At 38.1% G+C, this 20,668-nt stretch carries 19 protein-coding genes; 5 read left to right on the forward strand and 14 right to left on the reverse strand.

Annotated features, from left to right (window positions below; all coding sequences use genetic code 11):
- The first annotated feature begins 17 nt into the window (after positions 1-17).
- Entirely contained in the window at positions 18-806 is a 789-nt protein-coding gene (locus tag ACNR9Q_RS14235) for a DUF547 domain-containing protein (protein WP_419211889.1), read from the forward strand.
- A gap of 5 nt (positions 807-811) precedes the next feature.
- Here the strand turns inward: ACNR9Q_RS14235 and ACNR9Q_RS14240 are convergent, their stop codons facing one another.
- Together ACNR9Q_RS14240 and ACNR9Q_RS14245 are read right to left on the reverse strand one after the other, a co-directional pair.
- Positions 812-1,636: a BamA/TamA family outer membrane protein gene (locus tag ACNR9Q_RS14240; protein WP_419211890.1), complete on the reverse strand. Its 825-nt coding sequence runs from the start codon at positions 1,634-1,636 to the stop codon at positions 812-814.
- A 3-nt stretch (positions 1,637-1,639) separates the two neighbouring features.
- Positions 1,640-1,906 carry a hypothetical protein gene (locus tag ACNR9Q_RS14245; RefSeq protein WP_419211891.1) on the reverse strand — a complete coding sequence of 89 codons (267 nt, stop codon included), beginning with the start codon at positions 1,904-1,906 and terminating at the stop codon, positions 1,640-1,642.
- Between the two features lie 108 nt (positions 1,907-2,014).
- Here ACNR9Q_RS14245 and ACNR9Q_RS14250 point away from each other — a divergent pair, with 108 nt between their 5' ends.
- Positions 2,015-4,264: an efflux RND transporter permease subunit gene (locus ACNR9Q_RS14250; protein WP_419211892.1), complete on the forward strand. Its 2,250-nt coding sequence runs from the start codon at positions 2,015-2,017 to the stop codon at positions 4,262-4,264.
- Between the two features lie 341 nt (positions 4,265-4,605).
- Here ACNR9Q_RS14250 and ACNR9Q_RS14255 read toward each other — a convergent pair whose 3' ends face one another.
- The 3 genes from ACNR9Q_RS14255 to ACNR9Q_RS14265 all read right to left on the reverse strand — a co-directional run bounded on the left by ACNR9Q_RS14255 (position 4,606) and on the right by ACNR9Q_RS14265 (position 7,534).
- Positions 4,606-5,883: a tetratricopeptide repeat protein gene (locus tag ACNR9Q_RS14255; RefSeq protein WP_419211893.1), complete on the reverse strand. Its 1,278-nt coding sequence runs from the start codon at positions 5,881-5,883 to the stop codon at positions 4,606-4,608.
- Between the two features lie 133 nt (positions 5,884-6,016).
- The gene (locus tag ACNR9Q_RS14260) at positions 6,017-6,799 is read right to left on the reverse strand and encodes a DUF4331 family protein (RefSeq protein WP_419211894.1); all 783 of its coding nucleotides are present in this window, start codon (positions 6,797-6,799) and stop codon (positions 6,017-6,019) included.
- A 24-nt stretch (positions 6,800-6,823) separates the two neighbouring features.
- A complete protein-coding gene (locus tag ACNR9Q_RS14265) occupies positions 6,824-7,534 on the reverse strand; it encodes a DUF4331 family protein (protein ID WP_419211895.1) in 711 nt (236 codons plus the stop codon).
- Between the two features lie 178 nt (positions 7,535-7,712).
- Here ACNR9Q_RS14265 and ACNR9Q_RS14270 point away from each other — a divergent pair, with 178 nt between their 5' ends.
- Complete coding sequence (locus tag ACNR9Q_RS14270) at positions 7,713-8,918, forward strand: LETM1-related biofilm-associated protein (protein WP_419211896.1); 1,206 nt, start codon at positions 7,713-7,715, stop codon at positions 8,916-8,918.
- 39 nt (positions 8,919-8,957) lie between these two features.
- Here ACNR9Q_RS14270 and ACNR9Q_RS14275 read toward each other — a convergent pair whose 3' ends face one another.
- The 9 genes from ACNR9Q_RS14275 to ACNR9Q_RS14315 form a co-directional block, all read right to left on the reverse strand.
- Positions 8,958-9,722 carry a LytR/AlgR family response regulator transcription factor gene (locus ACNR9Q_RS14275; RefSeq protein WP_419211897.1) on the reverse strand — a complete coding sequence of 255 codons (765 nt, stop codon included), beginning with the start codon at positions 9,720-9,722 and terminating at the stop codon, positions 8,958-8,960.
- Between the two features lie 18 nt (positions 9,723-9,740).
- Entirely contained in the window at positions 9,741-10,079 is a 339-nt protein-coding gene (locus tag ACNR9Q_RS14280) for a 2TM domain-containing protein (protein ID WP_419211898.1), read from the reverse strand.
- The gene (locus tag ACNR9Q_RS14285) at positions 10,070-10,360 is read right to left on the reverse strand and encodes a 2TM domain-containing protein (protein ID WP_419211899.1); all 291 of its coding nucleotides are present in this window, start codon (positions 10,358-10,360) and stop codon (positions 10,070-10,072) included. The genes ACNR9Q_RS14280 and ACNR9Q_RS14285 overlap by 10 nt, the downstream gene beginning before the upstream one ends.
- Positions 10,361-10,371: 11 nt before the next feature.
- Complete coding sequence (locus ACNR9Q_RS14290) at positions 10,372-10,656, reverse strand: 2TM domain-containing protein (RefSeq protein WP_419211900.1); 285 nt, start codon at positions 10,654-10,656, stop codon at positions 10,372-10,374.
- Between the two features lie 102 nt (positions 10,657-10,758).
- Positions 10,759-10,977, reverse strand: coding sequence for a hypothetical protein (locus ACNR9Q_RS14295; protein ID WP_419211901.1), 219 nt, complete (start codon positions 10,975-10,977; stop codon positions 10,759-10,761).
- A 95-nt stretch (positions 10,978-11,072) separates the two neighbouring features.
- Positions 11,073-12,410: a 2TM domain-containing protein gene (locus tag ACNR9Q_RS14300; RefSeq protein WP_419211902.1), complete on the reverse strand. Its 1,338-nt coding sequence runs from the start codon at positions 12,408-12,410 to the stop codon at positions 11,073-11,075.
- Positions 12,411-12,630: 220 nt separating this feature from the next.
- Positions 12,631-13,761 (reverse strand): Gfo/Idh/MocA family oxidoreductase, encoded by a 1,131-nt coding sequence (locus ACNR9Q_RS14305; RefSeq protein ID WP_419211903.1) that lies wholly within the window; start codon positions 13,759-13,761, stop codon positions 12,631-12,633.
- Between the two features lie 10 nt (positions 13,762-13,771).
- Positions 13,772-14,632, reverse strand: a complete 861-nt coding sequence (locus ACNR9Q_RS14310; protein WP_419211904.1) for a sugar phosphate isomerase/epimerase family protein — start codon at positions 14,630-14,632, stop codon at positions 13,772-13,774.
- Between the two features lie 21 nt (positions 14,633-14,653).
- Positions 14,654-18,148, reverse strand: a complete 3,495-nt coding sequence (locus ACNR9Q_RS14315) for a PVC-type heme-binding CxxCH protein (protein WP_419211905.1) — start codon at positions 18,146-18,148, stop codon at positions 14,654-14,656.
- A gap of 168 nt (positions 18,149-18,316) precedes the next feature.
- On the opposite strand from ACNR9Q_RS14315, the gene ACNR9Q_RS14320 reads away from it, so the two are divergent.
- The gene (locus ACNR9Q_RS14320; protein ID WP_419211906.1) at positions 18,317-19,183 is read left to right on the forward strand and encodes an AraC family transcriptional regulator; all 867 of its coding nucleotides are present in this window, start codon (positions 18,317-18,319) and stop codon (positions 19,181-19,183) included.
- A 207-nt stretch (positions 19,184-19,390) separates the two neighbouring features.
- A complete protein-coding gene (locus tag ACNR9Q_RS14325; protein WP_419211907.1) occupies positions 19,391-20,608 on the forward strand; it encodes a glycoside hydrolase family 18 protein in 1,218 nt (405 codons plus the stop codon).
- Positions 20,609-20,668 lie beyond the last annotated feature (60 nt).

A 20,668-nucleotide genomic window follows, 5' to 3' on the forward strand; every position in this document is an offset into this window, starting at 1 on the left:
TTAAACTCAACAAGTATATGAAACCGAAACTCTACTTTCTATTTTCAATTTTCACACTATTATTTTCCCCGACATATATAGTACAAGCTCAGACATCGGCTTCATTGCCAACGGACTTTAATGCCCTTTCTGAAACATTTCTAAAAAGTATTCAGAATAACCAGAATACTCAGGAGATTCAGGATAGATTAGCAAATACAACCATTGAAGAACTGGATAAAGCACTAGATAATAATGACAAACGATTGGCGTTTTGGGTGAATATCTATAATGCATACATTCAGGTGATCCTTAAAAAGAATCCGGAACTATATGATGATAGAGGAAGCTTTTTTAAAATGGATCAAATTAAAATTGCAGGGGAAACGGTTTCTTTCGCCAAAATTGAACATGGTCTCATCCGAAAATCGCAATGGGAATATGGATTGGGGTACATCAGAAAATGGTTTCCGAACAAATTTGAACGAAAGTTACGGGTAGACCATCCCGTTTATAATGTCCATTTCGCTTTAAATTGTGGGGCGAAAGATTGTCCCCCAGTCGCCATTTACGAATGGCAACGGTTAGAAGAACAATTCGGCAAGGGAACCGAAAATTATCTAAAAAGAACGACAGATTACAATACTGAAACGAAAGAAGCTTCGGTGACTTCTTTATTCAACTGGTTCAGGGGTGATTTTGGTGGAAAAAGTGGCGTTAAAAAAATATTGAAGAAGCAGGGTTTAATCCCTACTACCAAAGGGGTTGATCTGAAATATAAAAACTACGATTGGACCTTGGATCTCGATAACTTTATTAATCTCTAAGGATCTTAAAACGCTTCATTGATGGTAAAGTAAAATTGACCTCCTTCGCCCGACATACCGTAATCTACCCGAATGCGCGTACCTTCATTTTTATTAAGCACATAGCGTAGACCGCGGCCTAAAGCGCTTCTATACGTAGTACTGAACAATTCAACAAATGCGGGGGCAACAGTACTTGTTGAACCAAATACCGCCCCTTTTAATCTTTTCCAAATAGGAAAACGATATTCCGTAACCAATGTTAATTCGGTATTATCAAGATATCTTCTATTATCAAAGCCACGACTTCTTTTAGTGCCTAAATAATTTAAGTCTTCAAATGGGGTCCCTTCACTTCGGGTGGCCAAGAACAGATTAGTAGCTAATACCTGTTGCCCTTTTAGTTTTTGATAGTATCGTGCATCTAATTCAAATTTAGTATACGAAAAAGAGGAGCCCAACCAACTCGCCCCAGAATAAAAGGAACCTTCTACGAACCACCCTTTGGTCGGATAAAAAATATTATTACGATTATTTAAAAGTGCCAATAGTCCAAGGTTTGAAATAGTACCTCCCTCCTTTCCTATCTCACTGGAGCTTTCGAGAAGTCCTCCTTCTTGAGGTTGCAAAACGTTAAACCCATCAAATTCATAACCAATACCAAGAGATAGGCTTGGTATGATTTCTCGATAGGTTTTTAACCTAAATCGGGGAAAATCTGCCGTATATGTCTCGTTGTTATCTTTGTCAGAATTGATTCCCCTGCCATAATAATTATAAAAATATTTATAATACCCTAGCTCTCCTTTAAATCTCCATTTTTCATCATCCAAATAAAACTCATAGGGCATAAACTATAGGAATTGTTTTTTTGTGGTCAGTGTTATGCCCAATTGAATGGATGATGGTCGTGTTTCCTTTACCTCTCCTGGCAATCTAAAAGTCGATAGTCCTAAACCGCCATATCCCAATCCGGTCTCTGGAAGGTAAAAAACTACTGGAAATGCCGTAATTTTCAAGTTTTTAGTTGAATCTGTTACTTTTTGTCGTGACTGTGCTTTAATGACAGTAATTGAGATAAGGAACCATAGAAAGAGTATACTTTTAACTGAATTTTGCATTCTTACAATTTAATATGTTCTATTTTCTATTTGTAATCTTTTTAATGCAAATACTAACTAGAATGGTAAATTTGTAATAGAAACCCTAAAATGGTTTTCTTTGGTTCTATGAAGACCAGTTTAAATTCCCTTAAAAGAATATTCCTTATTATTTTCATCCTTCTAGGTATTTTTTCAGCCTCTATTTTAGATGAGCTGAAGTTTTCTTTTGATTTCAGTCAGTTTTTCCCTGAAGAGGATCCAGATTTAGCTTTTTATGATACCTATGTTGAGGAATTTGGAACAGATGATAATTTTTTACTGATTGCCGTTGAAAATAAGCCGAGTGTCTTTCAAAGAGATTTTTTAAATGAGTTTAAAGCATTTTGCCAAGAAAGTAAGGGGTTCGAATATGTTTTAGAAAGTAGTTCTTTGACTACCCTATCCTACCCTTTAAAAACCTCGTTCGGTTATACCACCTTACCTATCATCGATATAAACGATACACTAAACTATCAAAAAGATTGGGAAAAAATTAAAGAGGATGCTCTTTTCATTAATGTCCTAATTGATAAAAAGGGCGGATCATTAGTGTTGGCATTGCGTACAGAGGATAATATGGATTATAAAGAGTCACAGGTCTTACTTAACTCCGTTCGAACTTCCCTTAAAAACCATAATCTTAACGACTATCATATTCTTGGACGGGCCTTTTTCTATGAGGCCATTGTAGAAATGCAGAAAAGCGAAGTACTTACCACTACCATTGTTGCCTCGATTTTGGTTTTTATTATTTTATTATTGGTTTATAGAAGTTTACCTGTCGTTTTGATATCCGTTTTTTCAATAGCGATGTCCTTACTCCTTTTTTTGGGGCTTTTGTCCGCTCTAGGAAAAGAACTGAATGCCATGGCCGCATTTTATCCAGTTCTGATGCTTATAGTAGGCACTTCGGACGTAATCCATATAACGGATAGTTATATACGAAAATTACAAACTGGAATTACAAGATATGCAGCGATTCGCTCTTCACTAAAGGAAGTAGGAATGACGACCCTACTTACCTCTGTTACTACGGCCATTGGGTTTGTCACCCTTCTTTCCTCTAGATTGGTCAGTATTCAAGAATTTGGTGTAAACGCCGCTATGGGGGTATTGGTAGCCTGCGTTACGGTCATCTTGCTAACCGGTTCTTTACTGATCAGTATGCCCGAAGAAAAACTAATGGGCCGCAAGAGTATTTCCTCTAAATGGGTGAAATACCTTTTAAAGGTAAACGCATTTACCAAAGACTATCCTAACCATATTATTGGTGGTACAGTTGTTTTTACTTTGTTGTGCTTTTTGGGAATATACTTTATAAAAACCGATTATGAGTTTAAACAATCCTTACCCGCAAGAAGTGAAATTGCCGCAGATTTTAACTTTTTTCAAGAAAATTATGCTGGATTCCGTCCCTTGGAAATTGCTGTGATGAGTGCCAAGAATTATAAGGTAACCGATTTTGAGATCGCCCAAGAAATAGAGAAATTGCTTACGTATCTAAAAGGCATTAAAAGCATAGGAAACTTGCAATCGGCCAATCTACCCTATAAAGTCATCAATAAGGCCAATCATTTAAACAGTTCTAGCTTTTTCAAGCTTCCGAGTGATAGGGCTACCTTTGAAACCTATAAAAAGGATGCCAGACGCCTGGCTCGAAAACAATTGGGTCGTTTTATTAATGAAAGTGAAACCGTCGCAAGGATTAACGGAAAATTACAGGATGTTGGAACAGATAGCTTAAAGGTCGTATATGAGAATATCAATCAATTTGCCAAAACACAGCTAGATACATCACTCGTTACCTTAAAAGTGACCGGGAAAAGTATTTTACTGGATAAGAATACAGAATATATTCGGAGTAGTTTATTGGAAGGTTTATTATACGGATTACTATTGATCGGAATATTAATGGCTATTATCTTTAGGAATTTTAAAATCTTTATAATATCGCTTATTCCAAATATTCTTCCCATTCTTTTTGCCGCAGCCATTTTAGGCTTTTTGGGCATACCCTTAGAAGCATCCCTATCAGTGGTATTTGCTATAGTATTCGGCATAGCGGTAGATGACACCATTCACTTTCTAGGTAAATATAAATTGGGGATTACCCAAGGGCTAAGCACGGAGGAAGCTTTGGAAAAGACTTTTGCCCAAACAGGCAGGGCTTTGGTCATCACAACCATTATCCTGTTTTTTGGGTTTATGGTGCTCCTGTTTTCCATACACCAACCTAGCATTACAATCGGTTTGATTATAAGTGTAACCTTAGTCACCGCATTAATATTAGATCTATTGTTACTTCCGGTGCTTTTAAGAAAAATGATTAAAGCTTAAATAGAATTGTTTGTTCTATTCAATGTTTTTTGAAGTGCTCTATAGGCCATAACTGTTTTGCCCACCAATAGAATCATTAAGCTAATCCATAATGTAAAGAGTAGGTATTCCATAACACTATTTTATTTTGGTGATTAGTCGTTTGGAGACATTTTAAAGTATTCGAGAACCTTAAAATGTCGTTCATCGATAAATATAGGTATTTCATCCTAATATTTCTTAAAAAATGTTAAAATTTCGACGAACTACCTAAAAATAACAACGCCACGATTAAAAACCGTAGCGTTGAAAAAACAAACCAACCTAAAACAAACCAGAAATGAAAATAATTGGGCAATCAATTACAAATCATGGACTTGCTTTTCCATACCGGGCCCTAACTCATAAAGGGCACCTATTATTTCTCCTTTTAATTCTTTAACTTTTTCTTTTTGTCCATTCGCCTTATATACCTCTGCTGCTTGAAAAAGTAATACTGGCTCAAATGTTTTACCATATACATAGTTATCCATAATTTCTAAAGCCTTCTTTGTATCACCTTTTTTGAGGTGACTATATCCTAACCAACTGAATGATTCTGGCGTTGGTCTATTTATAACCTCTTTTTTAGCTAGCGCTAAAGCCTTATCGTATTGTTTGGTTTCATCGATATACAAACCCAAATTGTAAGCGTTGTACATATCGCCATATGCCGTGTTTTTAACCCTAGTTAAATACTGATCGAGATTGCTTTTGCGAACCAAATCATTTTTTACATAATCTGCTATTTCTGCTTTTAACAAGAAATAGTCTGGTGCGTTATAGGTTTTTGTAACAGAATCCAAAATTCGAATGGCCTCCTCAGGGTTTTTATCATTAGAAAAAACAATCCAAGCTATGCCTTTTTTCGCATAGGCATTGTTATTATCGATAGCCAATGCTTTTAAGTACTGATTATACGAATCTTCTATTCTACCTGCATGCCCATAATGATCTCCTAAGTTGGTATAACTCCACAGCATCAATTCTTTATTCTTTGAAGATTCTGCTTTAGCTCTTGCCATTTCCATAAAATTGATGGTAGTATCCAAATCACCTTTGTAATCGTTCCATTTAGCCAATCGAATCATGTATCCGAAATCTGACATGTTCTTTAAACTGTATAGATATTGTTCTGCTAACTTGTAATTACCCAATTCCATATGGACATCAAAATACAAGCTCTGTGTTTCAACCTTATCTCCTCTTATTACCGCAGCTGAATCTGCTAATTGCAAAGCTTCTTTAAAACGATGTTGAGAAATATAATTTCTTGCCAAGGCTCTATAATAACTTCCCTTACCTATTGCTGCAATCTCAACCGCTTTCTCCAAACTTTGTTCGGCCTTCATCAAAAATTCAATATTACCCGTTTGTTGAAAATACCGATTGTACTCCCCTGCTACTATACCAAAACTAGTAAGTTGCATACTATCTGGTCTTATTTTTGAATTCCATAAATCGAAATATTTAGAAGTGGTCTTTACCTCATTTGCCACTAAATATTTTTCATAATCTTCTTTTTTTGCGATTTCTTCATGATTCTTAGTACCACAAGAGGATACTATAATCGTAAGTATTAAAAGCTTGATTAATTTCATAAGATTGTATTTTAATCTGGTTTGTTAATAAAAGGGGAGTTTTTCAACTCCCCACTCCCTTCTCTTTCATAAGCAATTTAGGGCAGTGCCAGTCTTAAGGGTTAAATAAAACCGATAAGGTGAAGGCAACTTTTTATTCAGGTGCTCCCAAATATGGAAATGTAGTTCCAATAGTAGCGGTTAGTCCAACGCCATCTGAGGTTAATCTTGGCAAATCTGCCATACCATCATTATCAGTATCTTGACCACTGAATCTGGCACCATCGCCACCACCAAATAATAATGTCAATGAAATATCTATAACATCATCTTGAGGAGTTCTTCCTGTTAAACCAATTGCACCTTCATAGTTTGGAGCACCGCTTCCTCCATTGAAATAAGTGGTTGGAAGATTTGGAGCCACTTCAAGAACATCGTTAGCTAAAACTGTGGTTAAAACAGTTGCTGTTACGGGATTATTGGTATAACCATCATCGCTAGGTCCGTTTAATATATCTCCCAAGATATTTGGCTCAAAATTTACAACAGCTGGATCAGCTCCTAAAATAGCTGCATAAACATCATGATATGCTTCTAATCTTGCTTCAAAAGCAGCTTGAAATTTTGCTCCCATTTCAGAAGGAATAGACATATTATGGTCATTTTTAATATCACCATCAGCACTTAATACCGTATTGATTCCTGGTCTACCCATAAAATCTACTTGTGCATAGGTACCTGTAAAATTTGGTTCCATAGCATCTTCACAAGGTCCACAAGTCCCTCCACAGTCAATTCCAGTCTCATCCCCATTCATTATTCCATCAGAACAAATGGCTGCAGCGATAGCCGGGGTATCATCGTCGTTATTACATGATGCCAATACTACTAGTGTACAAATGGACATCAGTGTATATTTTATATTTTTTAGTTTCATCTTACTTATCTTTAAAATCAATTATTATTGTTTGACGTTTGTAGTTACCCAAGTTTTGTAAACCGGTAATCCCAATACATTAGTTGCTGTAGTTTCTCCCAAAAGACTATTGGGGAGTTCAATTACGATAGACATCGTATTAGCACCATCAAAAGTGTCAACACCTGTAGTATCATCATCATCAGTTGTAGCAGGATCCCCAGCTGGCTTAAAACCGTTAGGGGCCATACCGCCTATTACTGCATTGAATTGGAAAAAATCAAAGAAAAATGCATCTTGTCTAGGACCTGCAAATAAAGAAACCCCTTCTGATGTAGTTTCAACAATAGCAGTTTCAGCAGAAATATCTACCGACCCTAATGGTGAATCGACCATGATAATACCATTTAAACCTGTTTCACTTGGTGCTACCGGACCAAAAAAGTACATTTTACCATCTCTTGGTATAGCTTGTATTACTAAATCTTCAACCAAATCACCATCGCTGTCAATATTGATTTCCAATAATACATTTTCATCGAATGTACCATAAGCCAAATCGGGCAGTACATTAGATTGAAGGTCAACCGCAAAAACGGTATTGTCTGAACCTTCCGTAGGTTCGAACGCATAAAAATCGGCAATATCAGCTGAAGTTCCCATAGAAGCCGGAGCATCGATATGATCTGCTGCCACTAAAAGAACTCCTACCAAGGTCAATGCCCCAAGTCCCATATACAATTTTGATTTTCTCATTATTCCTTTTTTTAGATTAGAATCACATTATTTACGAAGGAAATTATGAAAGGTTCATTTTTATTAAAATGAGATAGACTATAAAACAATGTGCCAATTGTAAATAACCTTTATAGATTTAATAACGAATTACATAAAACAATAATTAGCTAACTTTGCGACCTTAAACTATATCGTTATGAACCCGTCTGCCTCTGGTTGGATTGAAAAATATGGCTCGGTCGTTCAAAAACACCAAAATGCTTTCCCAGATATTGAAAGCTTGTACAGCACCTTAAAAGCAAGTGGATTCGTTTATGGTCTCAATACTGGGATTCCAGAATTTATTCATCCGGAACACGTCCTTTCTGAAGATGAAAACGCCAAAATCAACTTACTCAATGCCCTCTATTTCACCTATCGGTTTGTTACGGAAAAAAAAGATTTCAGCGATTTTATGGAGGAAGTCTTTAAATTCTATCGTGTTCTAAAAATCAACCGTGCCGGTTTTTTTGGCAAACTACTTGCAGGTAATAAAACCTCTGCCAAACTTGAAAAACTGATGGCTTCCCGTATCTATATAGAGGATAATATTTTTAGCAAGACCTTTAATAGCCTAATTACCAATTCGCTTTTATTTATAGATGTACTGCTTTTTAAACAGTATCTTATTGAAAACGTAGACCTTAAGGTAAAGGCCGAAGAAATAGAATATCTAGCGATAAACATTACTTACCATGCGCTCAGTTCTAAGGAAAAGAAAAGGAAGGACAATAAACTGTCGCAATTGTTGGAATCCTCTTTGACCTACATTAGAAGTGCCGATCATGCTTTTGACGGTTCCTATCGTGACCGACTCCTTAGCAACAAGGATATTTGGGAAAATCGGTATCTGTTGGATATGGCCTGCCTTACGGTCTGGGAAGACCATTCCTTGGATTACACTGAATCTGAGTTCATTTTTGGGATAGGTAAAGATTTGGGGTTTCAACACGAATTAATTGCTAAATCCATTGCCGATGTCACTGATTTCTTTAAACTGAACGTGTCTAAAATACCCTATCTAAAAGAACAGAACCTTGCTTTTCAGTTTTATGACAGTATGGGTAAAATCGTCAAAAAACTGATTTTACGAAATAGTAAGCGTCTGCATAAAGAACTTTCCCAAAGTGCGGAACTCGTGACCTTGCTTACAAAATCGACCGTGCGCGATTTAAGTAGTGAAGAAAAGAAAAAGGTCCAAAACCAGTTATTGGATATCTTTAAAAGCATCCCATCCTTGGCTATTTTCATTCTGCCAGGCGGGGCTATTTTATTACCCATTTTTATTAAACTGGTTCCTAAATTATTGCCCTCCGCGTTTGATGAAAACAGGATTGATATGGATGAAGAACAATCAGATTAAATTTCAAAATTAATTGATTATCAGTTTTTTTTACAAAACCTATTCCAACCACAACTTAAAGTCCTTCACTTTTTCCCTACTTACGATAATCTCTTGATCGGTATGGTTGTTCAATTTGATCTGCAGTCTTGAATTGGTATAGGAGATGATGTCCTTTATATGGTCTATGCTCACATAATATTTTCGACTAACCCTAAAAAATTGTTGGGGTCTCAGTTCGTTTTCCAGTTGTTCCAAGGTAGTGTCTAACAAGTAGTTTCTTCCATCCTTGGTGGCTGCATACGTACCCTTGTTCTCACTATAGAAACATTCTACATCTTCGGCATTGATGATTTTAAGATGCTGGCCTACTTTGGCCGTAAACCGTTTTTTGTATTCCCGTTCCAGCGGATTCACCAAAAGTTTTTTGATATCCTCAAAATCCAGAGCCATTTTATTCGATTCAGTAGCTGTTTTAAAACGTAACTGGTACTTTTTTACGGCATTCTCCAAATCCTCATCATCTATGGGTTTTAATAGATAATCTATGCTATTCAATTTAAACGCTTGTAAGGCATATTCATCGAAAGCCGTCGTGAAAATGATGGCGCTATGAACTTCTATAACATCGAAAATCTCGAAGGATAGCCCGTCAGAAAGTTGGATGTCCAAAAAAATAAGGTCTGGATGTTGATTGTTCTGAAACCAGGCTATGGCCTCTTCAACAGAGTGCAACATGGTTGAAACGGCTACGCCTAACTCACTCAACATTCTGTTCAATCTACGTGCTGCGGGTTTCTCGTCCTCGATAATTATGGTTCTCATGGCTGGTTTTTCTAATCTTTAGTTAAATTTTTCTGCTTCCTTTTTATCTTTTTCAACATACTTCTTTATTTGTCGTTCTTCCCAATCTTTACTGAAAAACGGACTATAATTATACACCTTGGCAGCGTGGAACGCCAATCCAATTCCCCAAAAGATTGCCGTGGAGAACGAAGCAAAATTAAAAAACGCGTCATGAAAGGACTCTCCCGCATTCATTCTTGCCACTATGGTGATTGTGGTGATAAACATGTTGATCACTACGTAAACGATAAAGTGAATGTAGAAACCTTTTAATTCTTTGACCCTATTTTTTGCACGGAGCAATTTATCGGCTTTTTCAAATTCGTTCAGTTCCATCGTTGCTTATTTTCTTCTTGTTTCATAAATTCTTGAATTTTTCGCTCCTCCCAATCCCTATTCATAAAGGGATTAAAGTTGAAAATTTTCAATGCCTTAAAAAAAAGGCCGATACCCAAACCAAATACCACCCAAAGAAACCAAGGATGATGCCATTCATCAATGTAATAGTTGATACCTCCTACAATGAAAATGGTAAACAGTGAAGAGAGCATACTTCCATAAAATTTCTTGATGGTTTCTACCCGTTCCTTCGCCCTATAATATTTTTGATTTTCCATAATTGAACTATTTAAGAATTTTGCATGTATTCCTTAATTTTTCGCTCTTCCCAATCTTTACCAAAGATGGGATTATATCCATAGGCGCAAAAACCGTTCATGACCAACCCGAAACCCCAACCCAAAGCAGGAAAAATGGCCCACGGAAAATCGGTCGTTCTATAGTTGATATAGACCAAGATGGGTATTACGATACAATAAGCCAAAAGGTTACCATAAAAGCCTTTTATCGCCTCTACTTTTTCTTTTGCTTTTTGATAGTTATACTGCCGGTCGTTCAAGTTTCGTGTTTCCATTTTTTAATTTTTTTATGTTTGTAGTTCGTTAATTTCTATGCCTCAAATTACGGGAGTAAACCAACGTTGAAAAAAACTGAACTACCCAATTGTAAAATTTCATTACCGAATTGTACCCATTAATTGAATTGTTTCTACTTCATTCTTTAAAAGCCAAATACCATAAATCTTTTTAGCACGTTCAATTTGTTCCTTTTCGGGGGTCTCAGGATATAGCACATATTTTGGAGCTATAATTGGTCTAGTTTTAACTAAAGTAATTTCGATGATGGTAGTAAATGGAAACTTACCATTGGTCATTTGTGACTGAACTTCTTTCATTTCCACGAATTCTGAATTGGTTTTGCCAGTACACTTTTATTTATTGATTCCTTCAGTTCCGTTGTAAATTGCATCGTATAAGAATTTATAGAATATTAAAAGTTGTCATCTTCCATATACTGCCTAATTTTTCTCTCCTCCCAATTCTTACTGAAGAGGGGATTATAGCCAAAAGCTTTAAGACCGTGTCCCAACAAGCCAAACCCCCAGCCTAAGGCAGGAAAAATGACCCAAGTAAAACTCGTCGTCCTGTAATTGATAAAAGCTAAAATTGGAATCACTATGCAATAGGCCGTTAGATTACCATAAAATCCTTTAATCGCCTCTACCCGATCCTTTGCCTTCTCGTACCGTTTGCTATCTAAAAACGACTCTTGGCTTTCCCTATATGCTACCGTAGCCCTTAACATGGGGATTCGTACTTTAAACTCTTCGGCCGTTTTAAAAATCTGCATCTCCTTTTCAGAGAGTATGGCGTAGCGCTGGCGAATATTCTGCAAGCCTACGCCGCTACTCTTCTTTACCACCGATTTTTCTTGTAGGTTATTTGAAACGTACAAATACCCTTCTTCTTCATAAATTTTAATATGTAAAGGTCTAGCCGCATTAACCACATTGTGCTTCACCGCATTCTCTAACAATAATTGAAGCGATAAGGGGACAATTTTTAATTCTGAATCTGATGCTTTCTCTGGAATTTCAAAAACGATACTATCCTCAAAACGCATTTTCAATAATCGTACATACGTTCTAGCAAATTGAAGTTCTTCATCGACCGAAATCAACGTCTTGCTTTTTTGCTCCAATACATACCGATAGACCTTAGAAAGCGAAGTGGTGAATTTTTGGGCCTGCACAGGATCTTCCTCGATCAAACTAGTCAGAACATTTAAACTGTTGAACAGAAAATGAGGGTCTAATTGATTCTTTAAGGCATCGAATTTCGCGGACGCAGAACCTGCGATGATAGTTTGTTCTTTTACCCTAGTTTCTTGTCGATGTTTATAATACCAAACGATATAGAATATAGAAGATACTATTAAAGCAATAACAATAGGCTGTAAGTAATGATCAAAATTTTCTAAGCCCAAAAATTCATCAAAAGATTGCCGATGTAGAACTGTCAAAATAATTAATCTTCCGATAAAAACAGCAATACCTGAAATGATGATATTACCGAAAATGGCAATAGAAATTATTCTCGGCGTATAAAATTTCGAATCATATTTTTTAATCAATAATTTAATCCAAAACATATTCGCCATATACATGATGATGAAAAATATAACACTATCCAAGTACTCACGCCGTAGTTCTTTAACTATTAAATCAAATCTTGGTAAATCAGTAAAATAATAGTAACCCAAAAATCCAAAAAACAACAAAGAGCCCATTACTACTGCTCTTAAAAGCTCCTTTAGAAAATTACTCATGAAGATGTTATTTTAAACTTTCAACATTACACTTAAATAGAAAAGAAAATACTCGTATCTAAAATTAGACATTTGCATTAAGGTAAGAAGTGAATATTTTAAAATGGATTATTACCAACAGTAAAAATGGTATATAGGAAGTAGGTTTAAAAAAATTACAGTCCGAAATGTCGATTTCGACTTCCGAACTGTGATTTAAAATAATGGCGTTTAATGGTTGCTAAGGGGTGAAGGTAAAATCGGGCAACTTGATAATTTCGCCTCCTTTTTGTGCCGATTCGTGGGCTAAAATACCCACACAGGTAATGTTTGCCGATTGCCTGGCATTCGGATAGCCAGCTGTACCATTGACCAAGGCATCAATAAAAGCATGCACCAAATGCGGATGCGAACCCCCATGACCCGCTCCTTGAGTAAAGGACAAGTGTGTATTTTCATCTTCATCGTACACTCCTTTGGTGGTAAAGGACTGGATTTCTTCGGGTAATAATTTAGCAAAATCTGGACTCTCAACTTCTTCCGGAATTTCTGGTTCCGGTTTTTTAGCGGTATGCACCACTAATGGTTTTCCTTCTATCAATGGCCATTCTACGGATTTTTTAGAGCCGTACACTTCAAAACTTTCACGGTACTGTCGGGCGACATCAAATAAGGAACGGTATACTTGCGCGCTCAAATCAGAATTACGAAATTTAATATGAGTGGTTTCTACCGCATAGGGTGAATTGTATTCCTTGATCAATTCTTCCCGTATGGTCCCAGATCCAAAGCAAGAAACATATTCCGCTTCATTTTGGGTCAATCCCAAAACCGGACCTACACAATGCGTGGCGTAATGCATGGGGGGAAGACCTGGCCAATAGTTGGGCCATCCGTCCATATCCTGTTGGTGGCTGGCTTTTAAAAATTGTACTTTTCCCAGATCTCCGTTTTCATATAATTCTTTCATGTACAGAAATTCACGTGCATACACCACGGTTTCCATCATCATATAGGTCAAACCCGTTTCCTCGGTAAGCTCCACGATTTGTTTGCATTCCTCGACCGTGGTGGCCATGGGTACGGTACAGGCCACATGTTTCCCAGCCTTTAATGCTTTTATGGATTGCTCCCCATGGTTTGGAATGGGCGTATTGATATGTACCGCGTCAATATCGGCATCGGACAATAGATCATCGTAAGAGGTATATCTTTTTGGAATATCAAAAGCATCGGCGATTTCGTTCAGTTTTTCTTCATTACGCTGACAAAGTGCCACCAATTCGGCATTGGGGTATTTTTTATAAATGGGGATGAATTCGGCTCCAAAACCTAATCCTACAATTGCTACTCTAATCTTTTTAGTACTCATTGCTCTCTACTTAATCGTTAAACGTTTTCTTTAAAAATTCCAGCCCTTTTTGGGCAAACTCGTCCTGACTTGGTGCTAGTTTCCTCCAAATATTGACTGCGGCCGCCAACTGTTTATTTTCTGGGGTAAAACTTTCCATGACGATAGCCCCTTTATAATCAATAGCGGCCAGTCCTTTCGCAAAATCTGCCCATGGTGTAAGTCCGGTGCCGGGCACACCCCTATGATTTTCGGAAACCTGTACATGGATCAATTTGTCTCCTACGGTTTGTATGGCCTTGACCATATCCTGCTCCTCAATGGTCATATGAAAACCATCCAAAGCCACTTTCATGCATTCCTCATCAATATCATCAATTAAACGCATGACCTGCTCTGCCGTGTTAATTAAATCCGACTCAAATCTGTTCAATGGCTCCAGGGCGATATCCAAATCATAAGACCGGGCTATTTTGGCCAATGTTCTCAAATTTTTGACGGACCTCTCCCACTCCACTTGACGCTGTTCCTCAGAAGCCAGACGTGCCTTACCTACGGCAGCATAAAGCGGCCCTGCTACAAAAGAAGCCTCCAGTGTTTTGGAAATTTCAAAACAGGCTTTCGCGTGTTCAAAACAGTTTTCATACAAGGAAGGGTCATCACCGGTCAAATCTTTATCATCACCAAAAACAACACAGATGGAAGGCTTTAAACCATTATTTTTCAATGCCTGTTTTACTTTTTCCGCATCAATAAGGGAAGGGTCTTCCAATGGAATCTCCACCACATCAAATCCCATCTTTTTTATTTTCGGGAAGAGTGAAATAGATTTCGCAGTAAAGGGCGATTGCCATAACCAAGTACTTACTCCAAATACTATATTCTGATTCATTCGAATGCTACTTTTTCATTATTATTTTACAATCATCACCCCTTGCATAATACGCCAGTGACCAGGGAAGGTACAGATGAATGGATATTCACCTGGTGTAGTTGGTGCTTTGAACTTCAACGAATACGAATCATCTGGATTCAATAATGGTGTTGCAAACAGGACATCGCTGGTTTGAGGGACATAATTACGCTCGGCCGCATTAGGATCGGCTGCCATTTTATCGGCCGCTGCTCCTACCGTTTCCTTTTTGCCCGGCTTGGTAATCACCAAATTGTGCTGCATAAAATCAGGGTTTTCTAAAACCAATTCCACCTGCTCACCCGCTTTCACTTCAAATTTGGTGACGTCATATTTCATTTCGTTGGTTATCGTCTTGATAACGATTTTCTTGGCATTGGTATCTTTTTCAGTAGTTTCTTCTACATCTGCACCCCCTTGGGAACCATAGTTTTTCATTAATAAAACGGCCATATCGGTTTCGGTATAGGTTTTCTTTTCCTGACTGCTATAGTTCTTTTCTACCCTATATTTCCATGCGCCTGCCAAAGGATACCTATTTTCCCCTACAAAAAGATTCAATTGCCACGGTCTGCCATAAATACCACCTTCTCCCCCAGTATCATCGACTCGAACGGTAATGATGTTTTTACCAGCTTTTAAAATACCCTTAGGAATATCATAATCACGGTTGGCACTATAACTTGCGGCCATACTACCTATTTCCATACCATTGATATAGGTTACATCAGAATCGTCAATGGGTCCTAAAGAAATCTTAGCTTCTTTACTCGCTGCCGATCCGGGTAAGATCACTTCTTTCCTAAACCAAATCACCCCATCCATTTCCAGACCCGCGTCCTCGATATATTGCGGAATATCCATCGTTTCCCAACTACTATCGTTGTAATTGATTGCGGTCATATCATTACGTGTTTCAGTTGGTATTTTAAAATTGGGGTTGGCGTTGGTAAAGGCCTTTAAAAAACCGTCTACATGTTGCGCTGATGCCGCATACAAGGCTTTGAACAACCATGTATCGTTTAAAACAGCTTCATCTTTTCCAAGGTCATAGAGTAAGGAGCCTATTTTTTGAGAAGAAGGTCTTTCGGAAAAATAGAGCAATGCTTCCAATTGTACATTTGGATCTCTATCGTTCAACGTATTCGCCTTGAACAATGCAGCATCGGAATCATCATTTCTAGGCAACATTTGAATAGCCGCTTTACGCACGCTAGCCGCTTTGTGGTACAACGCTCCTTTCACAACTCCAAGGGCATTATTGTCCGATTCAAGTGCTCCAAGGCCTTCAAAAGTCCAAAGTGCATGTAAGGCAGCATTGTTGAGTCCTTCATCATCCACCTCTTTTTTATTGACCAATCTATACAGATCGTTCAACACATCCATTTCACCACGTTCCACCAAAAGTCGCTGGGCGGTCAATCTCCAAAATTGATTGTCGCTACTTAAGGCTTCTATCAATGCATCGGGATTGTCTTTGGACAGCGTTATAGGCTCATAGTCATAATCATATTTTGGAACTACCCTGTATATTCTTCCATGGGACTTGTCACGCAATGGATTCACATAGGCATTTCCTTCTCCGTTTACGGCATCGTAGCCCCCTCTTTCTTCGTTTGGTGTAGGGTTATGCTGAACGATAAAATTGTACCAATCGGCTACCCAGACAACGCCATCCGGACCGGTTTTGGCTTCTACTGGAGAAGTCCATTCATCGGCCGAGGCAAAAAGATTTCCCCCGTCCTTTTCTAGATATCCAGCTCCATCTTTTTCAATAATTGCCTGGTGCACCAATCCACCCGTGGGTTCACAAACAAAGGCTATTTTGTTCCAATATTCCTCCGGATATTCCCGAGCGGTATAAAAATGATGTCCGGCTGCGGCCGTAAATCCACCAAAAACATCGACCTGTCTGTAGTTCGGTGTAATCGGCTGCATATCATAATGGCCATCTATTTTGGCACTACCATCTGTACCAATTCCTTTGACGTGCTTAAAATTTGCATTGGGTATACCAACAAATACACTGTGTGTATTGTTGGCGGTGGAGGCGAATATGGAATTATCCTCGGTCAATCCCAAGCCCCAAGTGTTGTTACTGGTATTGGTCAACACTTCAAATGTTTTATGCTTTGGCGAAAAACGGTAAACATTCTGGTTGAATTTAAAATCCTGACCAAAAATACTTCCCTCAAATCCCGAATAACCTACCACACCATACAGATTGTTATCAATGCCATATAGTAAGTTGGAAGGCCCCGCATGGGTATCAAACGTGCCCCAGCCATCGATTAAGGTTTCTCGAACATCAGCCTTATCATCCCCGTTCGTATCCTTTAAAAAGATGAATTCCGGAGCTTGAGAAACGACGATACCTCCATTATAAAAAGTAAAACTTGTGGGAATGTTGAGCTTATCAGCGAAGACGGTAACCTTGTCGGCTTTGCCATCACCATCAGTATCTTCTAAAATTTTTATTTTATCATCGCCTATACTGTTATCGTTTCGCACTGTATTTGGATAATCAACCGTTTCAATCACCCAAAGTCGGCCTTTTTCATCCCAGTTCATGGCAATAGGGTTGATAATATTCGGTTCAGATGCAAACAGTTCCACCTCAAAACCGACAGGAACTTGAATGAATTTCTGGGATTCTTGTGGCGATAAGGGTAACTGGAATTTTGGTGCCGGATCCCGCTTTTCATAATTAGGAATGTTGGCGCGGTTCTCATATTTCAAGGTAGGCATATCTTTCATAAAAGCCTCCCAATTGGCTTTTGCTTGGTTATCCACGGCCCAAAGAATTCCAGATTTCATCAATTCTTGAAACCCAGGATTGTTCCATGTACGCTCATCATGACCGTAAGCCGTATAAAAAACTTTTCCTTCTCCTTCGGTTTTCACCCAGGTCCACGGTTCTCTATGGTCCCCTTCGACCCGTTCCATCAAAACCGTAATATCATCCGCTATTTTATCATGTACATAAGTCTCGTCCCATGTTTCAAAAGGTTTTAAGTTTTTGGTAATCGGGTGTTCTTTGTTTACGATTTCAGCGGTAAACGTACCGGTCTCGTGGCTCATAAACTGTGCCCCGACCAAATCAATATATTCCGGGGAATTCTTAAAACAAAAACTAGCGGAATGAATGGGAATGAACGCTTTTCCTCCTTTTACAAAATCGAGTAAAGCCTTTTCTTCCTCCTTATTTATTTCCTCATGGTTGGCGTAAACAATGAGCCCGTCATATTGATTTAAATTCTTGGAATTCAAATCCGATACTTCTTCGGTATAAGTGATGTTGATACCGTTTTTTGTCAATGCCGATGCCAAGAGGGGGAAATAGGCCCTAGAATTATGGTGCTCTATGGCATGGCCAAGGAATAACATTTCAATTCTGCGGGGTTGGTCATCTGCCCGTTCTTTTTTCTTTGGTGTACATGACGAAAAACCAATCAAAAGGATTAGTAAAAGGAATAAAAAATTCTTGAGTTTCATATTAGGTTGATTTTGCTACTTTCAATATTACTAAAAAAGATGCATGAAAATTCACTCTGAATTATCACATACCGACTGTTTTATATCCTTTAAAAGGAATTAATTCTATTTTTTTGATAAATTAGTAGACAATCCTATCTTTTGAAATTGCATAAACCGTAATTCCTTTTGAAAAACGCCCTTCAAAAATCACCTATTCCAGAATCAAGGGCCTTTTTGGCCAAATACCTAAAAGAGCCTGTATTTGACCCACATTGGCATTTTCACCCCGAGTATCAACTCTTTATGGTTTTAAAAGGAAACGGCACCCGGTTCATAGGGGATAGTGTAAAACCATTCAGGGCCGGGGACATTACCTTTACAGGTCCGAATCTGCCCCATCTTTGGCGTAGTGATCACGAAACGGACCAAGAGAAGAATATCGCCTGGTCTGAAGGTGTCGTCATCTATTTTCATAATCATTTTTTAGGGGACCTCTTACAGACCGATGAAGCCATACGTTTACGGCAAGTATTCCATAAAAGTCTACGGGGCATGGAATTTTCGGGAGAAACGGCGCAGCAATTACAAACACTCTTATTGGACCTGATCCCATTAGAAGGTTTCGAGGGTATTCTACAGTTATTAAAAGTATTGGATTTTATAAGTCATACCAAAGAATACCAACTTTTAGCGAGCCCAGGTTACACGAATACCCTTCGGGAAGCAGATACCGAACGCATGTACGCGGTATATGCCTATGTTATGAAAAACTTCAAGAAAAAAATGGCATTGAGCGATTTGGCCCAACTCACCAGCATGACCCCGACCTCGTTTAGCCGCTATTTTAAATTGCACGCCAACAAATCATTTTCTCAATTCGTAAGTGAAATACGTATTGGTCATGCCTGTAAATTATTGATACAGGAAAAAATGAACGTTTCACAAGCCTGTTATGAAAGCGGTTTCCAAACGCTTTCCAACTTCAACAAACAATTTAAGAACATCACCCAGTTTACTCCGTTGGCCTATAAAAAGAAATATGAGGTGTATTAAAGTTACACGTTAGTATTTCTTAGGACTAACCTATTACTTTTCTAAACACAAAGTTTTAGAATACATGGGTTTTTAATCCTTTTACATATCCTAATTTATTGGTATTTGATTAAATTGCTACCCCTATAGCAATACTCTTTGGCTTAAAAAAGTTTAAGCCGAGTAAACCTCTTAATCAAATTAAGATATAAAGACTTAAAACATAAAATGATGCGTAAAAATCTTATCCTGTCACAACTGCTACTTATTATTTTCATAGTGAGTTGTTCCCCACAGTCAAAGAAAGAGAATAAGAAAGCTACACAAACAGAACCTTCGTCCGAAACAGTGATCATGGCGTATTATGTAGCAGAAAATCCATACGAGCCTGAAAAAATTCCCGTCGAAAAACTAACCCATATCATCTATTCCTTCACCAATGTCATCGATGGCGAAATGAAATTCGGGGAGCCTGAGGAAGCGGGGTCAAAGTTGAAAGCACTTGTACAACAGAAAAGCAGAAATCCCGATTTAAAAGTAATGATCGCTTGTGGGGGTTGGGGTGCTGATGGATTTTCAGATATGGCACTTACCGAAGATTCCCGTCAAAAATTCATCAACAGTGCGCATGAATTTATTGAAAAGTATCAATTGGACGGTATGGATATGGACTGGGAATATCCTGGAATATCGGGTGCTGGTACCACGGCGCGTAAAGAGGATACCAAAAATTTCACAGCTTTAATGAAAGGTTTACGGGAAATGCTGGACACTTTTGACCAACCTAAAATATTGACATTTGCTTCTGCCGGTTGGAAACGCTACTATGATTTTATAGAGTTGAACGAAGTCATGAAATATGCCAATTATACCAATGTGATGACCTATGACCAGGTTTCCGGTGTTTCTGTTTATACGGGTCACCATACCCCTTTAGGAGCTGTAAAAGCTGAAGAAATTGAAGGAACTCCGTTCGAGGTTGAATTAGATAGTCTATTTAAAAACGGAGACAATTTAGATAGTGACCCGCGTTCGGTTCAAAAAATAGTGGATTTCCTTATAAAAGAGGGTGTAGCCCCTAAACAAATTGTTATCGGAAGTGCTTTTTATGGGCGCGTTTGGAAAGGTGTTCCTCCAGTCAACAACGGACTATATCAACGTAGTAAAGGCCTACATATTGGCTGGATGGCGTATCACGCCATAAGGAAAGAGTATGAACCGGATGCTACATTTCAGCGTTTCTGGGATGAAAAGGCAGAGGCCCCTTTTATGTACAATGCCAAGGATAGTCTTTTGGTATCCTATGATGATACGGTATCCGTGGCCTTAAAAACCAAATATGCGATAGATAAAGGGCTTGGAGGTATTATGTTCTGGGAATTGGGCAATGACACCAAAGAGGAAGGAAGCTTGCTTGATGCCATTCACAAAGCTGCGAACGAGTAAATTGGCAATGGATAGAAATTGAAAAAAAATATCGGGAAAATTTAAATGATTGCCGAAAGA

The sequence above is a fragment of the Maribacter sp. X9 genome (assembly GCF_048537565.1).
Taxonomy (GTDB): Bacteria; Bacteroidota; Bacteroidia; order Flavobacteriales; family Flavobacteriaceae; genus Maribacter.